We start from the raw sequence: 14,643 nt of genomic DNA, 5'->3' as shown, positions 1-14,643 counted from the left end.
TCAGGGCAGCTCCGACGGCGCAGCTCCCACCCCTGCCGGGCATGCCCGAAGCGGCCCGGCAGCGTCCCCAGCAGCCCGTTCCCAGGGAGCCGCCCCATGGCCGAACACCCCGCCTACCCCGTGGGCCTGCGCCTCACCGGCCGTCGAGTGGTCGTGCTCGGCGGCGGGCAGGTCGCCCAGCGCCGCCTCCCCGCCCTGGTCGCGGCCGGCGCCGACGTCACCCTGGTCTCCCCGTCCGCCACCCCGTCCGTCGAGGCGATGGCCGACGCCGGCGAGATCGCCTGGCAGCGCCGCCGCTACGCCGACGGCGACCTGGAGGGCGCCTGGTACGCCGTCGTCGCCACCAGCGACCCCGAGGCCAACGCCGCCGCCTCCGCCGAGGCCGAGCGCGGCCGCGTCTGGTGCGTCCGCTCCGACGACGCCGACGCCGCCACCGCCTGGACCCCCGCCACCGGCCGCGCCGGAGGCGTCACCGTCGCCGTCCTCACCACCGAGGCCAAGGACCGCGACCCGCGCCACACCGCCGCCATCCGCGACGCCGTCGTCGAGGGCCTGCGCGACAACACCCTGGTCGCCCCGCAGCACCGCATCAAGAGCCCCGGCGTCGCCCTGGTCGGCGGCGGCCCCGGCGACCCCGACCTGATCACCGTGCGCGGCCGCAGGCTGCTCGCCGAGGCCGACGTCGTCATCGCCGACCGGCTCGGCCCCCGCGACCTGCTCGACGAACTCCCGCCGCACGTCGAGGTCATCGACGCGGCGAAGATCCCCTACGGGCGCTACATGGCCCAGGAGGCCATCAACAACGCCCTGATCGAGCACGCCCAGCAGGGCAAGGCCGTGGTCCGCCTCAAGGGCGGCGATCCGTTCGTCTTCGGCCGCGGCATGGAGGAGGCCCAGGCGCTCGCCGAGGCCGGCATCCCCTGCACCGTGGTCCCCGGCATCTCCTCGTCCATCTCCGTCCCGGCCGCCGCCGGCATCCCGGTCACCCACCGGGGCGTCGCCCACGAGTTCACCGTCCTCAGCGGCCACGTCGCCCCCGACGACGCGCGCTCGCTGGTCGACTGGGCGGCCATGGCGAAGCTCACCGGCACGCTCGTCATCCTGATGGGCGTCGACAAGATCGGCCGCATCGCCGAGGCGCTGATCGCCCACGGCAAGGCGCCCGACACCCCCGTCGCCCTCGTCCAGGAGGGCACCACCAGCGCCCAGCGGCGGGTGGACGCCACCCTGGCGACCGTCGGCGAGGTCGTCCGCGCCGAGGACGTCCGGCCGCCCGCCGTCATCGTCATCGGCCCGGTGGTCTCCGTCGGCGCCGCCACGCTCACGTGAAGGCACCGCACCCCATGGCCGAACCCGTCCTCGTCGACGACCCCGCCGACCCCCGGCTCGCCGACTACACCGACCTCACCGACGTCGAGCTGCGCCGCCGCCGGGAACCCGCCGAAGGCCTGTTCATCGCCGAGGGCGAGAAGGTGATCCGGCGGGCCGTCGACGGCGGCCACGCCATGCGGTCGATGATGCTCACGCCCAAGTGGGCGGGCGTGATGGCCGACGTCGTCGAGGCGACCGACGCGCCCGTCCTCCTGGTGACGCCCGAGGTCGCCGAACAGGTCACCGGCTACCACGTGCACCGCGGGGCGCTCGCCTCCATGGCGCGCGAGCCGCTGCGCGACGTCGCGGAACTCCTGCCGGGGGCGCGGAGGGTGGCCGTCTTCGAGGACATCGTCGACCACGCCAACATCGGCGCCGCCTTCCGCAACGCCGCCGCGCTGGGCGTCGACGCGGTGCTGCTCACCCCGCGGTGCGCGGACCCGCTGTACCGGCGGGCGGTGAAGGTGTCGATGGGCACGGTGTTCCAGGTGCCGTGGACCCGGCTGGAGACGTGGCCCGCGGACGTCGGGCGGCTGCGGGAGGCGGGCTTCACGGTGGCCGCGTTCTGCCTGAGCGAGCAGGCCGTCACGCTGGACGAGCTGGCCGCGCGCGAAGACGAGCGCCTGGCCCTCGTCTTCGGCACCGAGGGCGACGGCCTCAGCCCGCGCGTCCTGGCCGAGGCGGACCTCCACGTCACCATCCCCATGGCCGAGGGCGTCGACTCCCTCAACGTCGCCGCCGCCTCCGCCGTGGCCTTCTACGCCACCCGCCCCCGCCCGGCCTGAGGCCCTCCGCCGCACCCGGCGACCCTCCGTGAGCCCGCCACGGCTGCGTGAGCCCGCCGGGTGCCCTCGGCCCGTCGCCGCACCCCGCGGCCGTCCCCGAGCCCGCCGCGGTTCCGTGCGGCCCGCCGCGGGCGGCCGCGGAGGGGTCAGCCCGGCGGGGCGCCCGCCGCCGTGGCGGCATGACCCGGACCGGGGCCGAGCCCCGCCGCGTCGGAAGGCCCCTGACAGCCCTGGACCGTGGCGATCCCCAGCGCCGCCAGCAGTGTCACCACCACGAACACGGTCAGCCGCTGCCGCAGCAGCCGCGGATTGGCCGGCCGCAGCTTCGTCCCGCTGCGCGAGCCGCCCGTGCCCGCACCCGTCCCGGGCGCCGCGCGACCGCCCCGCGAGGGGGCGGCCCCCTTGCGGCCCGGCCGGCTCCCCCCGGTGGAGGGAGGCCGCCGCCGCGCCGGCGTGGGGGAGGCGGAGGCCCGCCGCGCCTCGGCAGGGGAGGGCGAAGCAGCGCCCCCCGGGGACCGCACCGGCGTGCGCCCCGCCGAGGCGGACGGCGCGGACCCCCGCGGCACCGGCGTCCGCACCGTCGCGGCCGAGGCCGAGCCCGCCGCACCGTCGTCCCGTCCGGCGGACCGGGCCTCGCCCAATCCCAGCCCCTGCGCCTCCCGCGCCGCGATCTCCTTCAGCCGCAGCGACAGCTGCAGCGTCGTGGGCCGCTGCTCGGGGTCCTTGGCCAGACAGGCCCGCACCAGCGGCGCCAGCGCCCCCGGCACGCCCCGCAGCTGCGGCTCCTCGTGGACCACGCGGTACAGCATCACCTCGGAGCTGCCGTGCCCGAACGGCGAGTCCCCCGTCGAGGCGTACGCCAGCGTGGCGCCCAGCGCGAACACGTCGGTGGCCGGCGTCACCGCCGCCCCCCGCACCTGCTCCGGGGCGAGGAACCCGGGGGAGCCCACCGCCGTGCCGACGTGGGTGAGCGTGGACGCCCCCATCGCCCAGGCGATGCCGAAGTCGATGATCCGGGGGCCCTTGGGGGAGAGCAGGATGTTGGACGGCTTCAGGTCCCGGTGCACCACCCCGGCCTCGTGCACCGCGACCAGCCCCTCGGAGAGCGCCGCACCGACCGCCGCGACCTCCGCCGCCGGCAGCGGACCCTCCTCGGCGACCTTGTCGTGCAGCGAGGGCCCCGGCACGTACTGCGTGGCGAACCAGGGCCGCTCGGCCTCCAGGTCCGCCGCCACCAGCCGCGCCGTGCAGCCGCCCCGGATCCGCCGCGCCGCCGACACCTCGCGGGCGAAACGCGACCGGAACTCCTGGTCCTCGGCCAGGTCCGGCCGGATCACCTTGAGCGCGACCCGCTGGCCCCGCCGGTCGGAGCCCAGGTAGACCACGCCCATCCCGCCCGCGCCGAGCCGCCGGTGCAGCCTGAACGAGCCGACGACGCGCGGGTCCTCGCGCCTGAGGCGCATCATCGCCATGTTCATCCCCGCTGCCCGGTCCGTCTGACGAGCCAACAGCTTACGTTTCCCGGCCGCGCCGCGCGTTCAGGCCGCGCCCGCTCACCCCCGCGGGAACGCGTTTGCGGGCTCGCGGCTGCCAAGATGCCGCCTCCACAAGGGGTTTGGCGACCGTACCGCCGCGTGAGCCACATCACCAGCCGTCCCGTACGAGGCGAAGCTCCGGCCTCCGCTTCTCCACCCTGGGAAGTAGCCGCGGCGACCCGGTTCATCCGAGGGCATGACGCCGCGGCCCCGAATCCGCGCGAGTATTTCCCCTGTGACCACGCAGACGTCGTCCGAGGGCGTGGTGCCGGGGCGCCGAGCGCGTCCCGGGCCCGGAAGAGCGGTCCGGGTGGGGACATCGGCCCGAACGAACCCCGTGGGGACGGGGGTACGACGGACGGCACCACGCCGGTGCGGCACGATCGCCGCGCCGGCGTGGGGTTTTCACGGGCGTCGTCCCGCCCCATCGTCCTCGTCCACACCGTGATCCACTGCCCGCGTACGCTCACCGCCATGCCGGCAGACCTCCACGAGCACGCGCGCGCCGCGGCCCACCCCGCCGCCCGGCCCTGCCCGGGCTGTGTCACCGACACCCTGGCCGACCGCCCCGACGCCACCGTCGTCCGCCACCACCGCACCGTCGTCAAGGCCCACGCCCCCGGCACCGACCCCGCCGCCCTGCGCGCCCGCGTCGCGGTGGCGGCCGCCCTGCCGGACATCCTGCTGCCGCCCCTGGACCCGGCCCCCGTCCCCCTGGGCGGGCGCCTGGTGACCCACTGGCCGCTGGGCCGGCCCGTCGACCCCGACGACCCGGACGCCGCCCCCTGGGAGGACGCCGCCACCCTCACCGCGCGACTGCACCGCACCCCGCCGCCCCCCGGCCTGCCCGCCATGCGCGGCCCCGGCAAGGCGGCCCTGGCGGTCGCCCGGCTCGCCGCCGACGCGCCGGGCCACCCCGCCGTCCCGGCGCTGCTGGGCGCCTGGCGGGCCCTGCCGCCCTGGGCCCGCGACGAGGAGCCCGCCCCGCCCGGCGCCGTGACCGCGCTCTGCCACGGAGACCTGCACCTGGGCCAGCTGGTCCGCCACCCCGCGCCGGACGGTCCGTGGCGGCTCATAGACGTCGACGACCTCGGCGTCGGCGTCCCCGCCTGGGACCTCGCCAGGCCCGCCTCCTGGTACGCCTGCGGTCTGCTGCCCGCCGAGGAGTGGCAGCGCTTCCTGCGCGCCTACCGGGCCGCCCGGGGCCCCGCCGTGCCCGCCGAGGGCGACCCGTGGCCGACGCTGGACGTACCCGCCCGCGCCCTGACCGTGCAGACCGCCGCCAGGTCCGTCACCAAGGCCGCCCTCGCGGGGCGGCCGCTGGACGAGGCGGAGGAGGCGCTGGTCGACGCCTGCGGGCGCATGGTGGCCCCCGGAGGCGGTCCGGTGTGACGAATCCGTCCGTTCGAGGTGCAACCGGCCGCGTCCGGGGGAGAGTCTGTGAGGGCGAGAGCCGCAGCACCACAGGAACACGCACCGCGAAACGAGGAGTTGATCCGTCGATGCACTGTCCGAAGTGTCACGCGCCGATGCACACCTACAACCGCAACGGGGTCCAGATCGAGCAGTGCTCGGGCTGCCGGGGCATCTTCCTCGACTACGGCGAGCTGGAGACGCTGACCCGGCTGGAGGCCCAGTGGGCCCAGCCCGCCCCGCCCGCGGCCCCGGGTGCCCCGGCCTGGGGCGCGCCGCACGCCGGCCACCACGGCCACGGCGGACACCACCGCCCGCACAGCTTCGGCCGGATGCTCTTCTCGTCCTGACGCCGCCTGACGTCGCCCTGGCGTCCCTGCGGTCTCGGCCGCGGGGCGGCGAGGCCGCGAGGCCGCGGGGCGGCGAGGCCGCGGGGGACGGAGAACGCGGAAGCCCCCGTCCACCGAGGTGGACGGGGGCTTCGCGCCGGTGTGGACGATACTGGGATTGAACCAGTGACCTCTTCCGTGTCAGGGAAGCGCTCTCCCGCTGAGCTAATCGTCCTCGGGACAGGTGCGCGGCCCGGGGGCCGTGCCTACCGCGTGCGCGATACTGGGATTGAACCAGTGACCTCTTCCGTGTCAGGGAAGCGCTCTCCCGCTGAGCTAATCGCGCGGGGATCCTTGCGGATCAGGTCCTTGCGGACCGGTGGACGATACTGGGATTGAACCAGTGACCTCTTCCGTGTCAGGGAAGCGCTCTCCCGCTGAGCTAATCGTCCTTGGAGGTGGAGACGGGATTTGAACCCGTGTAGACGGCTTTGCAGGCCGTTGCCTCGCCTCTCGGCCACTCCACCAGGAGCACAGGGGTTCGGGAAGATCCCCTGCTCTTCATGCGAGCGGACGACGAGGCTCGAACTCGCGACCTCAACCTTGGCAAGGTTGCGCTCTACCAACTGAGCTACGTCCGCCTGTCGTTTCGGTCCGCTTCCGCGTCCCGGCGACGTGTTGAACTTTAGCCCATTCCCGGGCCAGTACAAAAACGCGTTTGCCCAGCATGCCGCGGCGGACCTCCCCGGACCGCGTTCCGGCAGGTCCCGCGGCGCCCGCTCCCCACCGGCCCGGGAAGCCCCGCCCGGTCCCGACCTACACTCGGCGGCGTGCAGCACCTCCCACCCCTCGCCCGGTTCGGCGGCCTGGTCGCCACCGGCCTGCTCGACGTCACCGACGACCCCGCCGCGCTCGACTCCAGCGGCTTCTGGGCCGTCGCCGCGGACTACGAGGGCCGCCTGACCTGCGCCCGCTTCGCCGACGTCCGCACCGAGCCGGTCCCCGCGCCCGTCCCCGGACGGTGGCCCGCGCCCGCCTCCGGCGACTGGACGTCCTCGCTCGACCGCGCCGCGTACACCGAAGGCGTGCGGAGCATCCACCGGCACATCGCGGCCGGCGAGGTCTACCAGGCCAACCTCTGCCGCGTGCTCACCGCGCCCGTCGCCCCGCACGCCGACGTCGACGACCTCACGGCGCTGCTGGCGCGCGGCAACCCGGCGCCGTACGCAGGAACGATCCGTCTGCCGGAACACGGGGTGGAGATCGCCACCGCCTCCCCGGAGCTCTTCCTCAGCCGCGACGGGCGGACCGTGGAGTCCGGCCCGATCAAGGGCACCGGGCGGACCGAGGCCGACCTGCTGCCCAAGGACACGGCCGAGAACGTGATGATCGTCGACCTGGTCCGCAACGACCTGGGCCGGGTCTGCCGCACCGGCAGCGTCACCGTGCCCGACCTGTGCGTGGTCGAGAAGCACCCCGGCCTGGTCCACCTGGTCTCCACGGTGCGCGGCGAGCTGCTGCCCGGGGCCGGCTGGCCCGAGCTCCTGACCGCCGCCTTCCCGCCCGGCTCGGTGACCGGCGCCCCCAAGGAGAGCGCCCTGACGATCCTCGCCGCCCTCGAGCGGGGGCCGCGCGGCCCCTACTGCGGGGGCATCGGCTGGGTCGACGCCGACCGCGGCCGCGCCGAGCTGGCCGTCGGCATCCGCACCTTCTGGATCGACCGGGACGGCTCCGGCTCCGCCGTGCTGCGCTTCGGGACCGGCGCCGGGATCACCTGGGACTCCGACCCGGAGCGGGAGTGGGCGGAGACCGAGCTCAAGGCGTCCCGGCTGCTCGCGGTAGCGTCGGGAACGCACGACACCAGTGGAGGGACCCTTTCGTGAAGATATGGCTCGACGGCGGGCTCAAGGACATCGAGTCCGCCCGCGTCTCCGTCCTCGACCACGGCCTGACCGTGGGGGACGGCATCTTCGAGACGGTGAAGACGGTCGACGGGAAGCCCTTCGCCCTCACCCGCCACCTGGACCGGCTCGCCCGGTCGGCCCGGGGGCTGGGCCTTCCCGCCCCGGACGCCGGCGAGGTCCGCCGCGCCTGCGAGGCCGTGATCGACGCCAACCCGGGCCTCCCGCTGGGGCGGCTGCGGATCACCTACACAGGCGGCCACGGCCCGCTCGGCTCCGACCGCGGTGACCGGGGCACCACGCTGGTGGTGGCGCTCGGCGAGGCCAAGGCACGCCCCGACTCCACCGCGGTGATCACCGTGCCGTGGACCCGCAACGAACGCGGCGCGCTCACCGGACTGAAGACCACCTCCTACGCGGAGAACGTCGTCGCGCTCGCCCGCGCACACGAACACGGCGCTTCCGAGGCCCTGTTCGGCAACACCGTCGGGCAGCTCTGCGAGGGGACCGGCTCCAACGTCTTCGTCGTCCTGGGCGGCGAGATCCTCACCCCGCCGCTCGCCTCCGGGTGCCTGGCCGGCATCACCCGCGAGCTGGTGGCCGAGTGGACCGGCGCGCGGGAGACCGACCTGCCGCTGGACGTCCTGGAGCGCGCCGACGAGGTGTTCCTGACCTCCTCGCTCCGCGACGTGCAGGCGGTGCACCGCGTGGACGACCGTGAACTGCCCGGTGTCGAGGGTCCGTTGACGGCGAAGGCGATGCGGCTCTTCGCGGAGCGGTCGGGCGACGACCTCGACCCCTGAACCGGCGCGGGAAACGGTCGGGGCACCAGGTGGCCGTGGGGCCGCCGGTGGGGTAGGAACACGGCATGACCACCACCCTGCGGCCCACCGAGCCGTTGCAGCAGGAGGCCGACGGGACCCGCTCGCGCCGCTTCCAGGTGTGCGTGAACAGCAGGCCCGTCGGCGCCGTGCGCCTGGGCACCTCGCCGGTGTTCGGGGACACGGTGGCACGCGTGCTGGACCTGCGGATCGACGAGGCGGACCGCCGGCGCGGCCGGGCCACGGTGGCCGCGCTGGCCGCCGAGGAGGTCGCCCGGATCTGGGGCTGCCGGCGGATCGAGGCCACGGTGCCGGCGGAGGCCGAGGCGGGCCTGCGGCTGGCCGCCGCGCTCGGGTACACCGAACGCAACCGGAACCTGGAGAAGCGGCTCGCCGTCCCGCCCGCGTCGGGGGCCGCGCCGGTGGAACTGCCGGCCGGCAGCCGCGTGCGGTCCATGACGCCCGAGGAGTTCGAGGCCTGGCGCGCGACGGAGGCCGAGCAGTACGCCCGCGACTGGATCGCCCGCGGGGTGCCCGAGGCCGAGGCCCTCGCCAGGTCCCGCGCGGACCAGCGGCGGCTGCTGCCGGACGGACTCGCCACCGCGGGCATGGAGTTCCGGGTGCTGGAGTTCCAGGGGGAGCGGGCGGGACTGCTGTGGCTGCGGCTGGGCGCGGGGGAGACGGAGCCGGCGTACGTCTACCAGGTCATGACCGAGGAGGCGGTGCGCGGGCGGGGGTTCGGGCGGCTGCTGATGCGGCTCGCGGAGGAGCGGGCGGGGGCGGCGGGACACTCTGCCGTGTGCCTCAACGTCTTCGCGGGCAACGTCCCCGCGGAACGCCTCTACGCCTCCCTCGGCTACCGCCCCACCCACCACCACCTGTACAAGCCCCTGCTCTGACCCGCGGGCCGCCCGCGCGGACCACGCCGTGATCCGCGCGGCACCGTACGCCCCGGCCCGCCGCCGGCCGGGAACCTCAGGCGAGGAGGCGGTCGGCGATGGACTCGATCCGGGCGCGGAGGCCGTCCTGGGACCTGCCGCCGTCGAGGCGCTCACCGTCGATGACGTACGTCGGCGTCCCCGTGACCCCGATCGCCTTGCCCTCGGCCTGGTCGGCGTCGACGACCAGGATGTGCCGGCCGTCGACCAGCGCCGTGTCGAACTCCTCCGCGTCGAGCCCGAGGTCGCGCGCGACGTCGACCAGCAGCGGCTCTCCGCGGCGGTCCAGCTCCTCGACCCTGCCGAGGACGGCCTCCACGTACTCCCAGCCCTTGCCCTGCTCCAGCGCCTCCTCGGCGGCCTGCGCCGCGGCGAAGGCGTGCTTGTGCTTCTCCAGCGGGAAGTGGCGCAGCCGTACCTCCAGCCGGTCGCCGTAGCGGGCGCGGAGGGCGCGGACGTCGTCCAGGGCGGTGCGGCAGTCGGGGCACTGCAGCTCGCACCAGACGTCGAGCACGAGGGGGGCGGGGGTGCTGGAGGAGGTGTCGCTCATGGGACCAGTCTCCCAGCCGCGCCACGCCGCCCGCTCCTCAGGGGCGGCCTGGGGGATGTCCCTGATTTCGGCCCGGATCCGTGGCGCCGCGGTGTGCCGCGGGGGCACGATGGAGGGAGCGTGACCGCCCCGCCCCGTCCGTCAGGAGGCCCGATGCTCGCCGAGACCATCTGCAGCGCGGTGTCCGCGGCAGGCCTGGGCATCGCCGCGATCACCGCCTTCCGGCGCCGTTTCCTGACGGCCGCCCGGATCGCCGCGTACGCCCTGATACCGCTCGGCCTGGTGATGACCGGCGCGGTCGCCTGGGCCGCGGAGACCGCCTTCAGCCCGATGGCCTGGGCCGGTTTCGGCCTGCTCGGCGCCGCCTGGCTGCTCTTCCTGCTGACCCGCGCCGTGGAGCGACGCCGGCTGCGCAGGGCGGAGGCGGCGCCCTCCGGCGAGGGCGGACGGCCCGCCGCCGCGGCGGCGCCCCCGCGCCGCGCGGTGCCCCCGGCCAAGGAGGGCGGGGGCCGTGGGCCCGCGGCCGGGTCCGGCGACCAGGACGACTTCAGCGACATCGAGGCGATCCTGAAGAAGCACGGCATCTGAGGTCGTCGGGTCTCCGGATCCGAGAGGCATATGATCCGACCTTTTCGGTCGGTGATCATGCTGCGCCCCGCGAGCGGTCCGTTCCGGTCGCGAACCGTGCCCGTCGACGCCTGCCGGGCGCACTACCTGGCACGACGCGGCCGCCGTTGGCCCACGGGTCCCGCGCTGACCCATGATGCTCCCGAGATGCTGGACACGACTCGGAGCGAGGCCGCCACGTCTCCGGAAGGAGACGAGCACGAGCCCCGCGGGTGCCTCTTCGCCCTCTCCCAGCCGCCGCTGATGATCTTCCTGGCGGTGATCGGGAGCCTCTTCCTCATGGCAGCGCTGCACGACCTGCTGCTGCTGTGAGCCGACCGCGCGCGTCCCCGGCGACACCCGTCGGGGGCGGCGTTCCCGCACGGCCCGCCGAGGGGTCCCGGGGGGCGAGGGCGCGGCTCAGCCCGCGGCCTCCTTGCGCCGGGCCCGGTAGGCCGCGACGTGGAGGCGGTTCCCGCAGGTGCGGCTGTCGCAGTAGCGCCGCGAACGGTTGCGCGAGAGGTCGACGAACGCGCGCCGGCAGTCGGGCGCCTCGCACCGCCGCAGCCTCTCCTGCTCCCCGGCGACCACGAAGAAGGCCAGCGCCATCCCGCAGTCCGCGGCCAGGTGGTCGGCGACGGAGGCCCCGGGCGCGAAGTAGTGGACGTGCCAGTCGTAGCCGTCGTGGTCGGTCAGCCGGGGCGTGGTGCCCGCGGCCGCGACCAGCTCGTTGATCAGCCCGGCGGCGATCCGGGCGTCCGGGGCGGCGAACACCGCCGCGAACCGGCCCCGGAGCCGCCGGACCGCGGAGAGGTCCAGCTCGGACAGGGTTCCCACGTCGCTGATCCGGTGCCCCGCCACGAACTCCCGGAGCGCGCCGACGTCCGGCAGTCCCTCCGCCACGCCGTCCTCCGGCGCGGTGTTCACCAGATCCACCACCGCGTCGAGGGCACACCGGGTGTCGTGGGTGATCAGCACGTGTCGCTCCCTGCCTGGCTTGCGTGGGCCGCCCGCCGATGGTGGCCGATCGTAATGGCTTTTCGGGCAGGAGGAGGGGCCGATCCGCACGCCGGGAGCGAACGTCCGTCACGGCTGTCCGCCCCCGGACGCACCGGCGCCGCCGCCGCGGAGGGTGACCGCGGCGACGGCGCCGGTGTGTGGGTGGAGTCGCGCCGGCTCGCGTGGTGCTTGCGCCGGCCCCGGCCGTCTCCCCGAGTGGACGGCCGAGGTTGCTGGAGTGGTGGTGGGGACCGGGGCCGGAGGCGCCCCGGGGGTCTCCCGCCCTAGCTCTCCGCCAGGATGTGCGAGAGCTCCTGGTCGAGATCGAAGTGCCGGTGCTCCGTGCCGGGTGGCACGGCGGCGTCCGTACGCTTCAGGAAGGACTCCAGGGCCCGCGCCGGGGCCTCGAGCAGGGCCTCGCCCTCGGGGGAGCTGAGGGCGATGCAGACGACCCCCTGACCGTGACTGCGGGACGGCCAGACACGGACGTCGCCCGTGCCGGTGGGCCGGTGCAGCCCTTCGGCGAGGAGGTCACGGGCGAACACCCATTCGACCGTCTCCTCGGCTCCGGTGTGGAAGGTGGCGTGCACGGCGTAGGGGTCGGCCGTGTCGTACCGCAGGCCTGCGGGGACAGGCAGTGAGGACTCGCTCGATACAACGAGGCGCAGGTGCAGCTCGCAGCTGACCGTGGTGTTCATAAGCGCCAGGGCCTTTCGCTCAGTGTGCGCTCGGGGATTCGCACGTCGGCGAAATCGACATGCCACACACGATGCCGTTGTAAACCCCTCTGAGGGTTTTGCGTGCGTTTATGTACCTCTTCTGGCCGAGGGTACTTCCTTTGAAGCGACCATTCCGGTGATCACTTTCCCTCGGGTAGGGTTTCGGTGATGAATACGGGGAGTGACGAACCTGGGGGGACGCGGGGGATGCGCACGACAGCGGGCGAGGTGGAATCCGACGTGACACAGGACGATCGTGGGACCCCGGCCGACGGCACGGAAGGCGGCGCGCCGGGCACCGGCGCCACCATGAGCGAGGTGGCGGACACGGAGGGCTCCGGAGCGGGGGACGGCGGGCACGGCCGGGGCCTCGGCTCGCGCGCCCCCCGGTTCGTCCGCCGGAGCCGGCCGCTCCACCTGAGCTGGCAGGTCGGCGTCTTCCTGATCGGCCTCGCCGTGGTCGGCGGCGGCGTGCTGCTGCTGCCGCTGCCCGGTCCCGGCTGGGTGGTCATCTTCGCCGGCATGGCGATCTGGGCCACCGAGTTCGTCTGGGCCCAGCTGGTGCTGCGCTGGACGAAGCGCAAGGTCACCGAGGCCGCGCAGAAGGCGCTGGACCCCAGGGTGCGACGCCGCAACCTGATCCTCACCGCCGTCGCGCTGGTGATCGTCGGCACCCTGGTGGGCGTCTACCTCTGGAAGTTCGGTCTCGTCATGCCCTGGAACGCCGGGCGGCGCTGACCGGGGTGGTGCGGAGCACCGCCTGACATGGGGTAATGTTCTTCCTGCGCCCGGGCGATTAGCTCAGCGGGAGAGCGCTTCGTTCACACCGAAGAGGTCACTGGTTCGAACCCAGTATCGCCCACCGACGAGGAGGGCCCGGATCCGCCGAAACGCGGAACCGGGCCCTCCTCGCTTTGCGTCCCCCGGCCGCGGGCCCGCAGCCGGGCCGAATAATTCGGTCCGGAATTCGACGATTCTTTTTCGTGGAACACCGCGCAATTCCCACGGCGTTCGCGGACCCTCTTCCTCCGTTTATCCGGCGGTCCGTCAAGTGTCTGCCCAAGTGCGTCAATTCACGGCCGGAAGTGAATGCGCGAAAAAGGAACACCGTCCTCCGCGGAGGGCGCGCCGCAACTCGACGGGGCCGCGCGCGCGTTCGCCGGCCGCCCCGCGGAGGGGCGCCGAACGCCTCGTGGACACTGGGGGCATGAGACCGAGCGAGCTCACCCGGTACCGCTTCAGGGGGCGCTGGAGCCTGTCCGCGCCGCCCGCGGAGGTCTACGGCGTCCTGGAACGCGTCGACGACTACCCCCGCTGGTGGCCACAGGTGCGGGAGGCGGAGCGGACCGGGGAGGCCTCCGGGCGGGTCCTGGTCCGCTCGCTCCTCCCGTACGACCTGCGCATGGAGCTCAGGGCCGTCCGTCACGAACCGGACGACGGTGTGCTCGAGGCCGCGCTCTTCGGTGACCTGGAGGGCTGGATGCGCTGGACCGTCCGCCCGGCCGGCGCCGGCACCCTGGTCCTCCACGACCAGGACACCGACCTCGCCAAACCCCTGTTGCGCCTGCTCGGCGTGCCCGGCCGGCCGCTGCTGCGGGCCAACCACGCCCTGATGATGCGCGGCGGGCGCCGCGGCCTGGAGGCGTTCCTGACGGGCGGCGGGGAAGCGGTTTGAACGAAGGGCCGTCGGACCTGTATTGTTCAGTGCGTTCCCGGGCGATTAGCTCAGCGGGAGAGCGCTTCGTTCACACCGAAGAGGTCACTGGTTCGAACCCAGTATCGCCCACACCACCGGAGGCGATCCGAGTCCGCAGTACTGCGGCCGGGTCGCCTCCGTCGTTCGTCCGGACGTCGTGCGTTCACGCCGCCGCGGTCAGGCCCGGGCGCAGCGGCCAGGACCGGTCCACCGCCTCCGGCACGCCGCTGCGCGCGAACCACGCCTCCAGCCCCCTGGCCTGCGCCGCGTGCCAGGTCTGCTGCAGCGTGTGCAGCTCCGCCGGGCTCAGCCGCTCCAGCCGGGAGGCGAACCGCCGCCCCACCGCACGCGTCACGTCCAGCGCCGCCAGCGCGTCCGCCGCCGCGTCGTGCGCCTCGGCCAGCTCCACGCCGTAGTACTCGCACAGGTCGGCCAGGGTCCGGCGCCCCTTGCGGTACCGGTCGAAGTGCTTGTCCAGCACCCGCGGGTCGAGGACCCTCAGCGGCGCCGAACGGAACCAGCGCTCCAGCGAGGACGCCCGGTGGCGGCGCAGCTCCCGGTCCAGCAGCGTCAGGTCGAACGGCGCGTTCATCACCACCAGCGGCCGCCCCGCCGCGGCCTGCTCACCCAGCGCCCGGCCTATCTCGTACATCACCGGCGCCGGCCAGCGGCCGTTGCGCTCCAGGTGGTCCTGCGTCAGTCCGTGCACCGCCGTCGCCTCCTCGGGCACCGGCACGCCCGGGTTCACCAGCCAGCGCGTCACGCGCGGCCGGGTCCCCGGCGCGTCCTGCACCACCAGGGCGGCCGACACCACCCGGTCCGTCTCCACGTCCACCCCGGTCGTCTCCGTGTCGAAGGCGGCCAGTGGGCCCTCGTACCAGCACGTCATGTCCCCGCAACCCCTCGCTCAACTCCCCGCACACGCAAGGCGGCAGACGGATCGTCCGTCGTGCAGCGGTGATACCCGGACCGTTTGCGGC

General features: G+C 74.6%; 16 protein-coding genes and 7 tRNA genes. 13 read left to right on the top strand and 10 right to left on the bottom strand.

Annotated elements, in window-relative coordinates:
* Window positions 1-96 precede the first annotated feature (96 nt).
* The gene (cobA, locus tag Sfr03f_RS23715; protein WP_108956051.1) at window positions 97-1,329 is read left to right on the top strand and encodes a uroporphyrinogen-III C-methyltransferase; all 1,233 of its coding nucleotides are present in this window, start codon (window positions 97-99) and stop codon (window positions 1,327-1,329) included.
* A gap of 14 nt (window positions 1,330-1,343) precedes the next feature.
* On the top strand, window positions 1,344-2,156 hold the full coding sequence (locus tag Sfr03f_RS23710; protein WP_108956050.1) for a TrmH family RNA methyltransferase: 813 nt from the start codon (window positions 1,344-1,346) through the stop codon (window positions 2,154-2,156).
* Window positions 2,157-2,302: 146 nt separating this feature from the next.
* Here Sfr03f_RS23710 and Sfr03f_RS23705 read toward each other — a convergent pair whose 3' ends face one another.
* Complete coding sequence (locus Sfr03f_RS23705; RefSeq protein WP_170145148.1) at window positions 2,303-3,634, bottom strand: serine/threonine-protein kinase; 1,332 nt, start codon at window positions 3,632-3,634, stop codon at window positions 2,303-2,305.
* A 531-nt stretch (window positions 3,635-4,165) separates the two neighbouring features.
* Between Sfr03f_RS23705 and Sfr03f_RS23700 the strand changes: the two genes are divergently transcribed.
* Both Sfr03f_RS23700 and Sfr03f_RS23695 read left to right on the top strand, forming a co-directional pair.
* On the top strand, window positions 4,166-5,083 hold the full coding sequence (locus tag Sfr03f_RS23700) for a phosphotransferase (RefSeq protein WP_108956211.1): 918 nt from the start codon (window positions 4,166-4,168) through the stop codon (window positions 5,081-5,083).
* Between the two features lie 110 nt (window positions 5,084-5,193).
* Window positions 5,194-5,454 carry a TFIIB-type zinc ribbon-containing protein gene (locus tag Sfr03f_RS23695; RefSeq protein WP_108956048.1) on the top strand — a complete coding sequence of 87 codons (261 nt, stop codon included), beginning with the start codon at window positions 5,194-5,196 and terminating at the stop codon, window positions 5,452-5,454.
* A gap of 142 nt (window positions 5,455-5,596) precedes the next feature.
* Here the strand turns inward: Sfr03f_RS23695 and Sfr03f_RS23690 are convergent.
* From Sfr03f_RS23690 to Sfr03f_RS23670, 5 genes are all read right to left on the bottom strand, one after another.
* A tRNA-Val gene (locus tag Sfr03f_RS23690) sits at window positions 5,597-5,668 on the bottom strand.
* Window positions 5,669-5,707: 39 nt separating this feature from the next.
* A tRNA-Val gene (locus Sfr03f_RS23685) sits at window positions 5,708-5,779 on the bottom strand.
* A 34-nt stretch (window positions 5,780-5,813) separates the two neighbouring features.
* Window positions 5,814-5,885 (bottom strand) — tRNA-Val (locus Sfr03f_RS23680).
* A 1-nt stretch (window position 5,886) separates the two neighbouring features.
* Window positions 5,887-5,960 (bottom strand) — tRNA-Cys (locus tag Sfr03f_RS23675).
* 41 nt (window positions 5,961-6,001) lie between these two features.
* A tRNA-Gly gene (locus Sfr03f_RS23670) sits at window positions 6,002-6,074 on the bottom strand.
* A 189-nt stretch (window positions 6,075-6,263) separates the two neighbouring features.
* On the opposite strand from Sfr03f_RS23670, the gene Sfr03f_RS23665 reads away from it, so the two are divergent.
* From Sfr03f_RS23665 to Sfr03f_RS23655, 3 genes are all read left to right on the top strand, one after another.
* On the top strand, window positions 6,264-7,316 hold the full coding sequence (locus tag Sfr03f_RS23665) for a chorismate-binding protein (protein WP_108956047.1): 1,053 nt from the start codon (window positions 6,264-6,266) through the stop codon (window positions 7,314-7,316).
* Complete coding sequence (locus Sfr03f_RS23660) at window positions 7,313-8,137, top strand: aminotransferase class IV (RefSeq protein WP_108956046.1); 825 nt, start codon at window positions 7,313-7,315, stop codon at window positions 8,135-8,137. Before Sfr03f_RS23665 ends, Sfr03f_RS23660 begins: the two co-directional genes overlap by 4 nt.
* A 65-nt stretch (window positions 8,138-8,202) precedes the next feature.
* Window positions 8,203-9,054, top strand: coding sequence for a GNAT family N-acetyltransferase (locus Sfr03f_RS23655; protein ID WP_108956045.1), 852 nt, complete (start codon window positions 8,203-8,205; stop codon window positions 9,052-9,054).
* A gap of 76 nt (window positions 9,055-9,130) precedes the next feature.
* Here Sfr03f_RS23655 and Sfr03f_RS23650 read toward each other — a convergent pair whose 3' ends face one another.
* A complete protein-coding gene (locus Sfr03f_RS23650) occupies window positions 9,131-9,643 on the bottom strand; it encodes a DsbA family protein (protein WP_170145145.1) in 513 nt (170 codons plus the stop codon).
* A gap of 153 nt (window positions 9,644-9,796) precedes the next feature.
* Here Sfr03f_RS23650 and Sfr03f_RS23645 point away from each other — a divergent pair, with 153 nt between their 5' ends.
* Complete coding sequence (locus Sfr03f_RS23645) at window positions 9,797-10,231, top strand: hypothetical protein (protein ID WP_108956044.1); 435 nt, start codon at window positions 9,797-9,799, stop codon at window positions 10,229-10,231.
* 186 nt (window positions 10,232-10,417) lie between these two features.
* Window positions 10,418-10,582 carry a hypothetical protein gene (locus Sfr03f_RS30720; protein ID WP_170145144.1) on the top strand — a complete coding sequence of 55 codons (165 nt, stop codon included), beginning with the start codon at window positions 10,418-10,420 and terminating at the stop codon, window positions 10,580-10,582.
* 87 nt (window positions 10,583-10,669) lie between these two features.
* On the opposite strand, the gene Sfr03f_RS23640 is transcribed toward Sfr03f_RS30720, so the two are convergent.
* Together Sfr03f_RS23640 and Sfr03f_RS23635 are read right to left on the bottom strand one after the other, a co-directional pair.
* Window positions 10,670-11,227, bottom strand: coding sequence for a CGNR zinc finger domain-containing protein (locus Sfr03f_RS23640; RefSeq protein ID WP_108956043.1), 558 nt, complete (start codon window positions 11,225-11,227; stop codon window positions 10,670-10,672).
* Between the two features lie 305 nt (window positions 11,228-11,532).
* A complete protein-coding gene (locus Sfr03f_RS23635; RefSeq protein WP_004002642.1) occupies window positions 11,533-11,946 on the bottom strand; it encodes an SsgA family sporulation/cell division regulator in 414 nt (137 codons plus the stop codon).
* Window positions 11,947-12,135: 189 nt separating this feature from the next.
* Here Sfr03f_RS23635 and Sfr03f_RS23630 point away from each other — a divergent pair, with 189 nt between their 5' ends.
* The 4 genes from Sfr03f_RS23630 (at window position 12,136) to Sfr03f_RS23615 (ending at window position 13,753) form a co-directional block, all read left to right on the top strand.
* A complete protein-coding gene (locus Sfr03f_RS23630) occupies window positions 12,136-12,705 on the top strand; it encodes a TIGR02611 family protein (RefSeq protein WP_372514430.1) in 570 nt (189 codons plus the stop codon).
* A 52-nt stretch (window positions 12,706-12,757) separates the two neighbouring features.
* Window positions 12,758-12,829 (top strand) — tRNA-Val (locus Sfr03f_RS23625).
* Between the two features lie 345 nt (window positions 12,830-13,174).
* Entirely contained in the window at window positions 13,175-13,642 is a 468-nt protein-coding gene (locus Sfr03f_RS23620) for an SRPBCC family protein (protein WP_108956042.1), read from the top strand.
* A 39-nt stretch (window positions 13,643-13,681) separates the two neighbouring features.
* A tRNA-Val gene (locus Sfr03f_RS23615) sits at window positions 13,682-13,753 on the top strand.
* Window positions 13,754-13,826: 73 nt separating this feature from the next.
* On the opposite strand, the gene Sfr03f_RS23610 is transcribed toward Sfr03f_RS23615, so the two are convergent.
* The gene (locus Sfr03f_RS23610) at window positions 13,827-14,552 is read right to left on the bottom strand and encodes a 3'-5' exonuclease (RefSeq protein ID WP_108956041.1); all 726 of its coding nucleotides are present in this window, start codon (window positions 14,550-14,552) and stop codon (window positions 13,827-13,829) included.
* Window positions 14,553-14,643 lie beyond the last annotated feature (91 nt).

This window comes from Streptomyces fragilis (assembly GCF_003112515.1).
GTDB classification, from domain to species: Bacteria; Actinomycetota; Actinomycetes; order Streptomycetales; family Streptomycetaceae; genus Streptomyces; species Streptomyces fragilis.
This window is presented reverse-complemented; position numbering and strand designations above follow the sequence as displayed.

What these genes read in the sequence shown, in the direction of transcription:
- Sfr03f_RS23630 (WP_372514430.1), top strand. Translation starts at nt 12,136, where the DNA reads ATGAATACGGGGAGTGACGAACCTGGGGGGACGCGGGGGATGCGCACG.
- Sfr03f_RS23695 (WP_108956048.1), top strand. Translation starts at nt 5,194, where the DNA reads ATGCACTGTCCGAAGTGTCACGCGCCGATGCACACCTACAACCGCAAC.
- Sfr03f_RS23610 (WP_108956041.1), bottom strand. Translation starts at nt 14,552, where the DNA reads ATGACGTGCTGGTACGAGGGCCCACTGGCCGCCTTCGACACGGAGACG.
- Sfr03f_RS23700 (WP_108956211.1), top strand. Translation starts at nt 4,166, where the DNA reads ATGCCGGCAGACCTCCACGAGCACGCGCGCGCCGCGGCCCACCCCGCC.
- Sfr03f_RS30720 (WP_170145144.1), top strand. Translation starts at nt 10,418, where the DNA reads ATGCTGGACACGACTCGGAGCGAGGCCGCCACGTCTCCGGAAGGAGAC.
- Sfr03f_RS23650 (WP_170145145.1), bottom strand. Translation starts at nt 9,643, where the DNA reads ATGAGCGACACCTCCTCCAGCACCCCCGCCCCCCTCGTGCTCGACGTC.
- Sfr03f_RS23620 (WP_108956042.1), top strand. Translation starts at nt 13,175, where the DNA reads ATGAGACCGAGCGAGCTCACCCGGTACCGCTTCAGGGGGCGCTGGAGC.
- Sfr03f_RS23710 (WP_108956050.1), top strand. Translation starts at nt 1,344, where the DNA reads ATGGCCGAACCCGTCCTCGTCGACGACCCCGCCGACCCCCGGCTCGCC.
- cobA (WP_108956051.1), top strand. Translation starts at nt 97, where the DNA reads ATGGCCGAACACCCCGCCTACCCCGTGGGCCTGCGCCTCACCGGCCGT.
- Sfr03f_RS23645 (WP_108956044.1), top strand. Translation starts at nt 9,797, where the DNA reads ATGCTCGCCGAGACCATCTGCAGCGCGGTGTCCGCGGCAGGCCTGGGC.
- Sfr03f_RS23655 (WP_108956045.1), top strand. Translation starts at nt 8,203, where the DNA reads ATGACCACCACCCTGCGGCCCACCGAGCCGTTGCAGCAGGAGGCCGAC.
- Sfr03f_RS23705 (WP_170145148.1), bottom strand. Translation starts at nt 3,634, where the DNA reads ATGAACATGGCGATGATGCGCCTCAGGCGCGAGGACCCGCGCGTCGTC.
- Sfr03f_RS23635 (WP_004002642.1), bottom strand. Translation starts at nt 11,946, where the DNA reads ATGAACACCACGGTCAGCTGCGAGCTGCACCTGCGCCTCGTTGTATCG.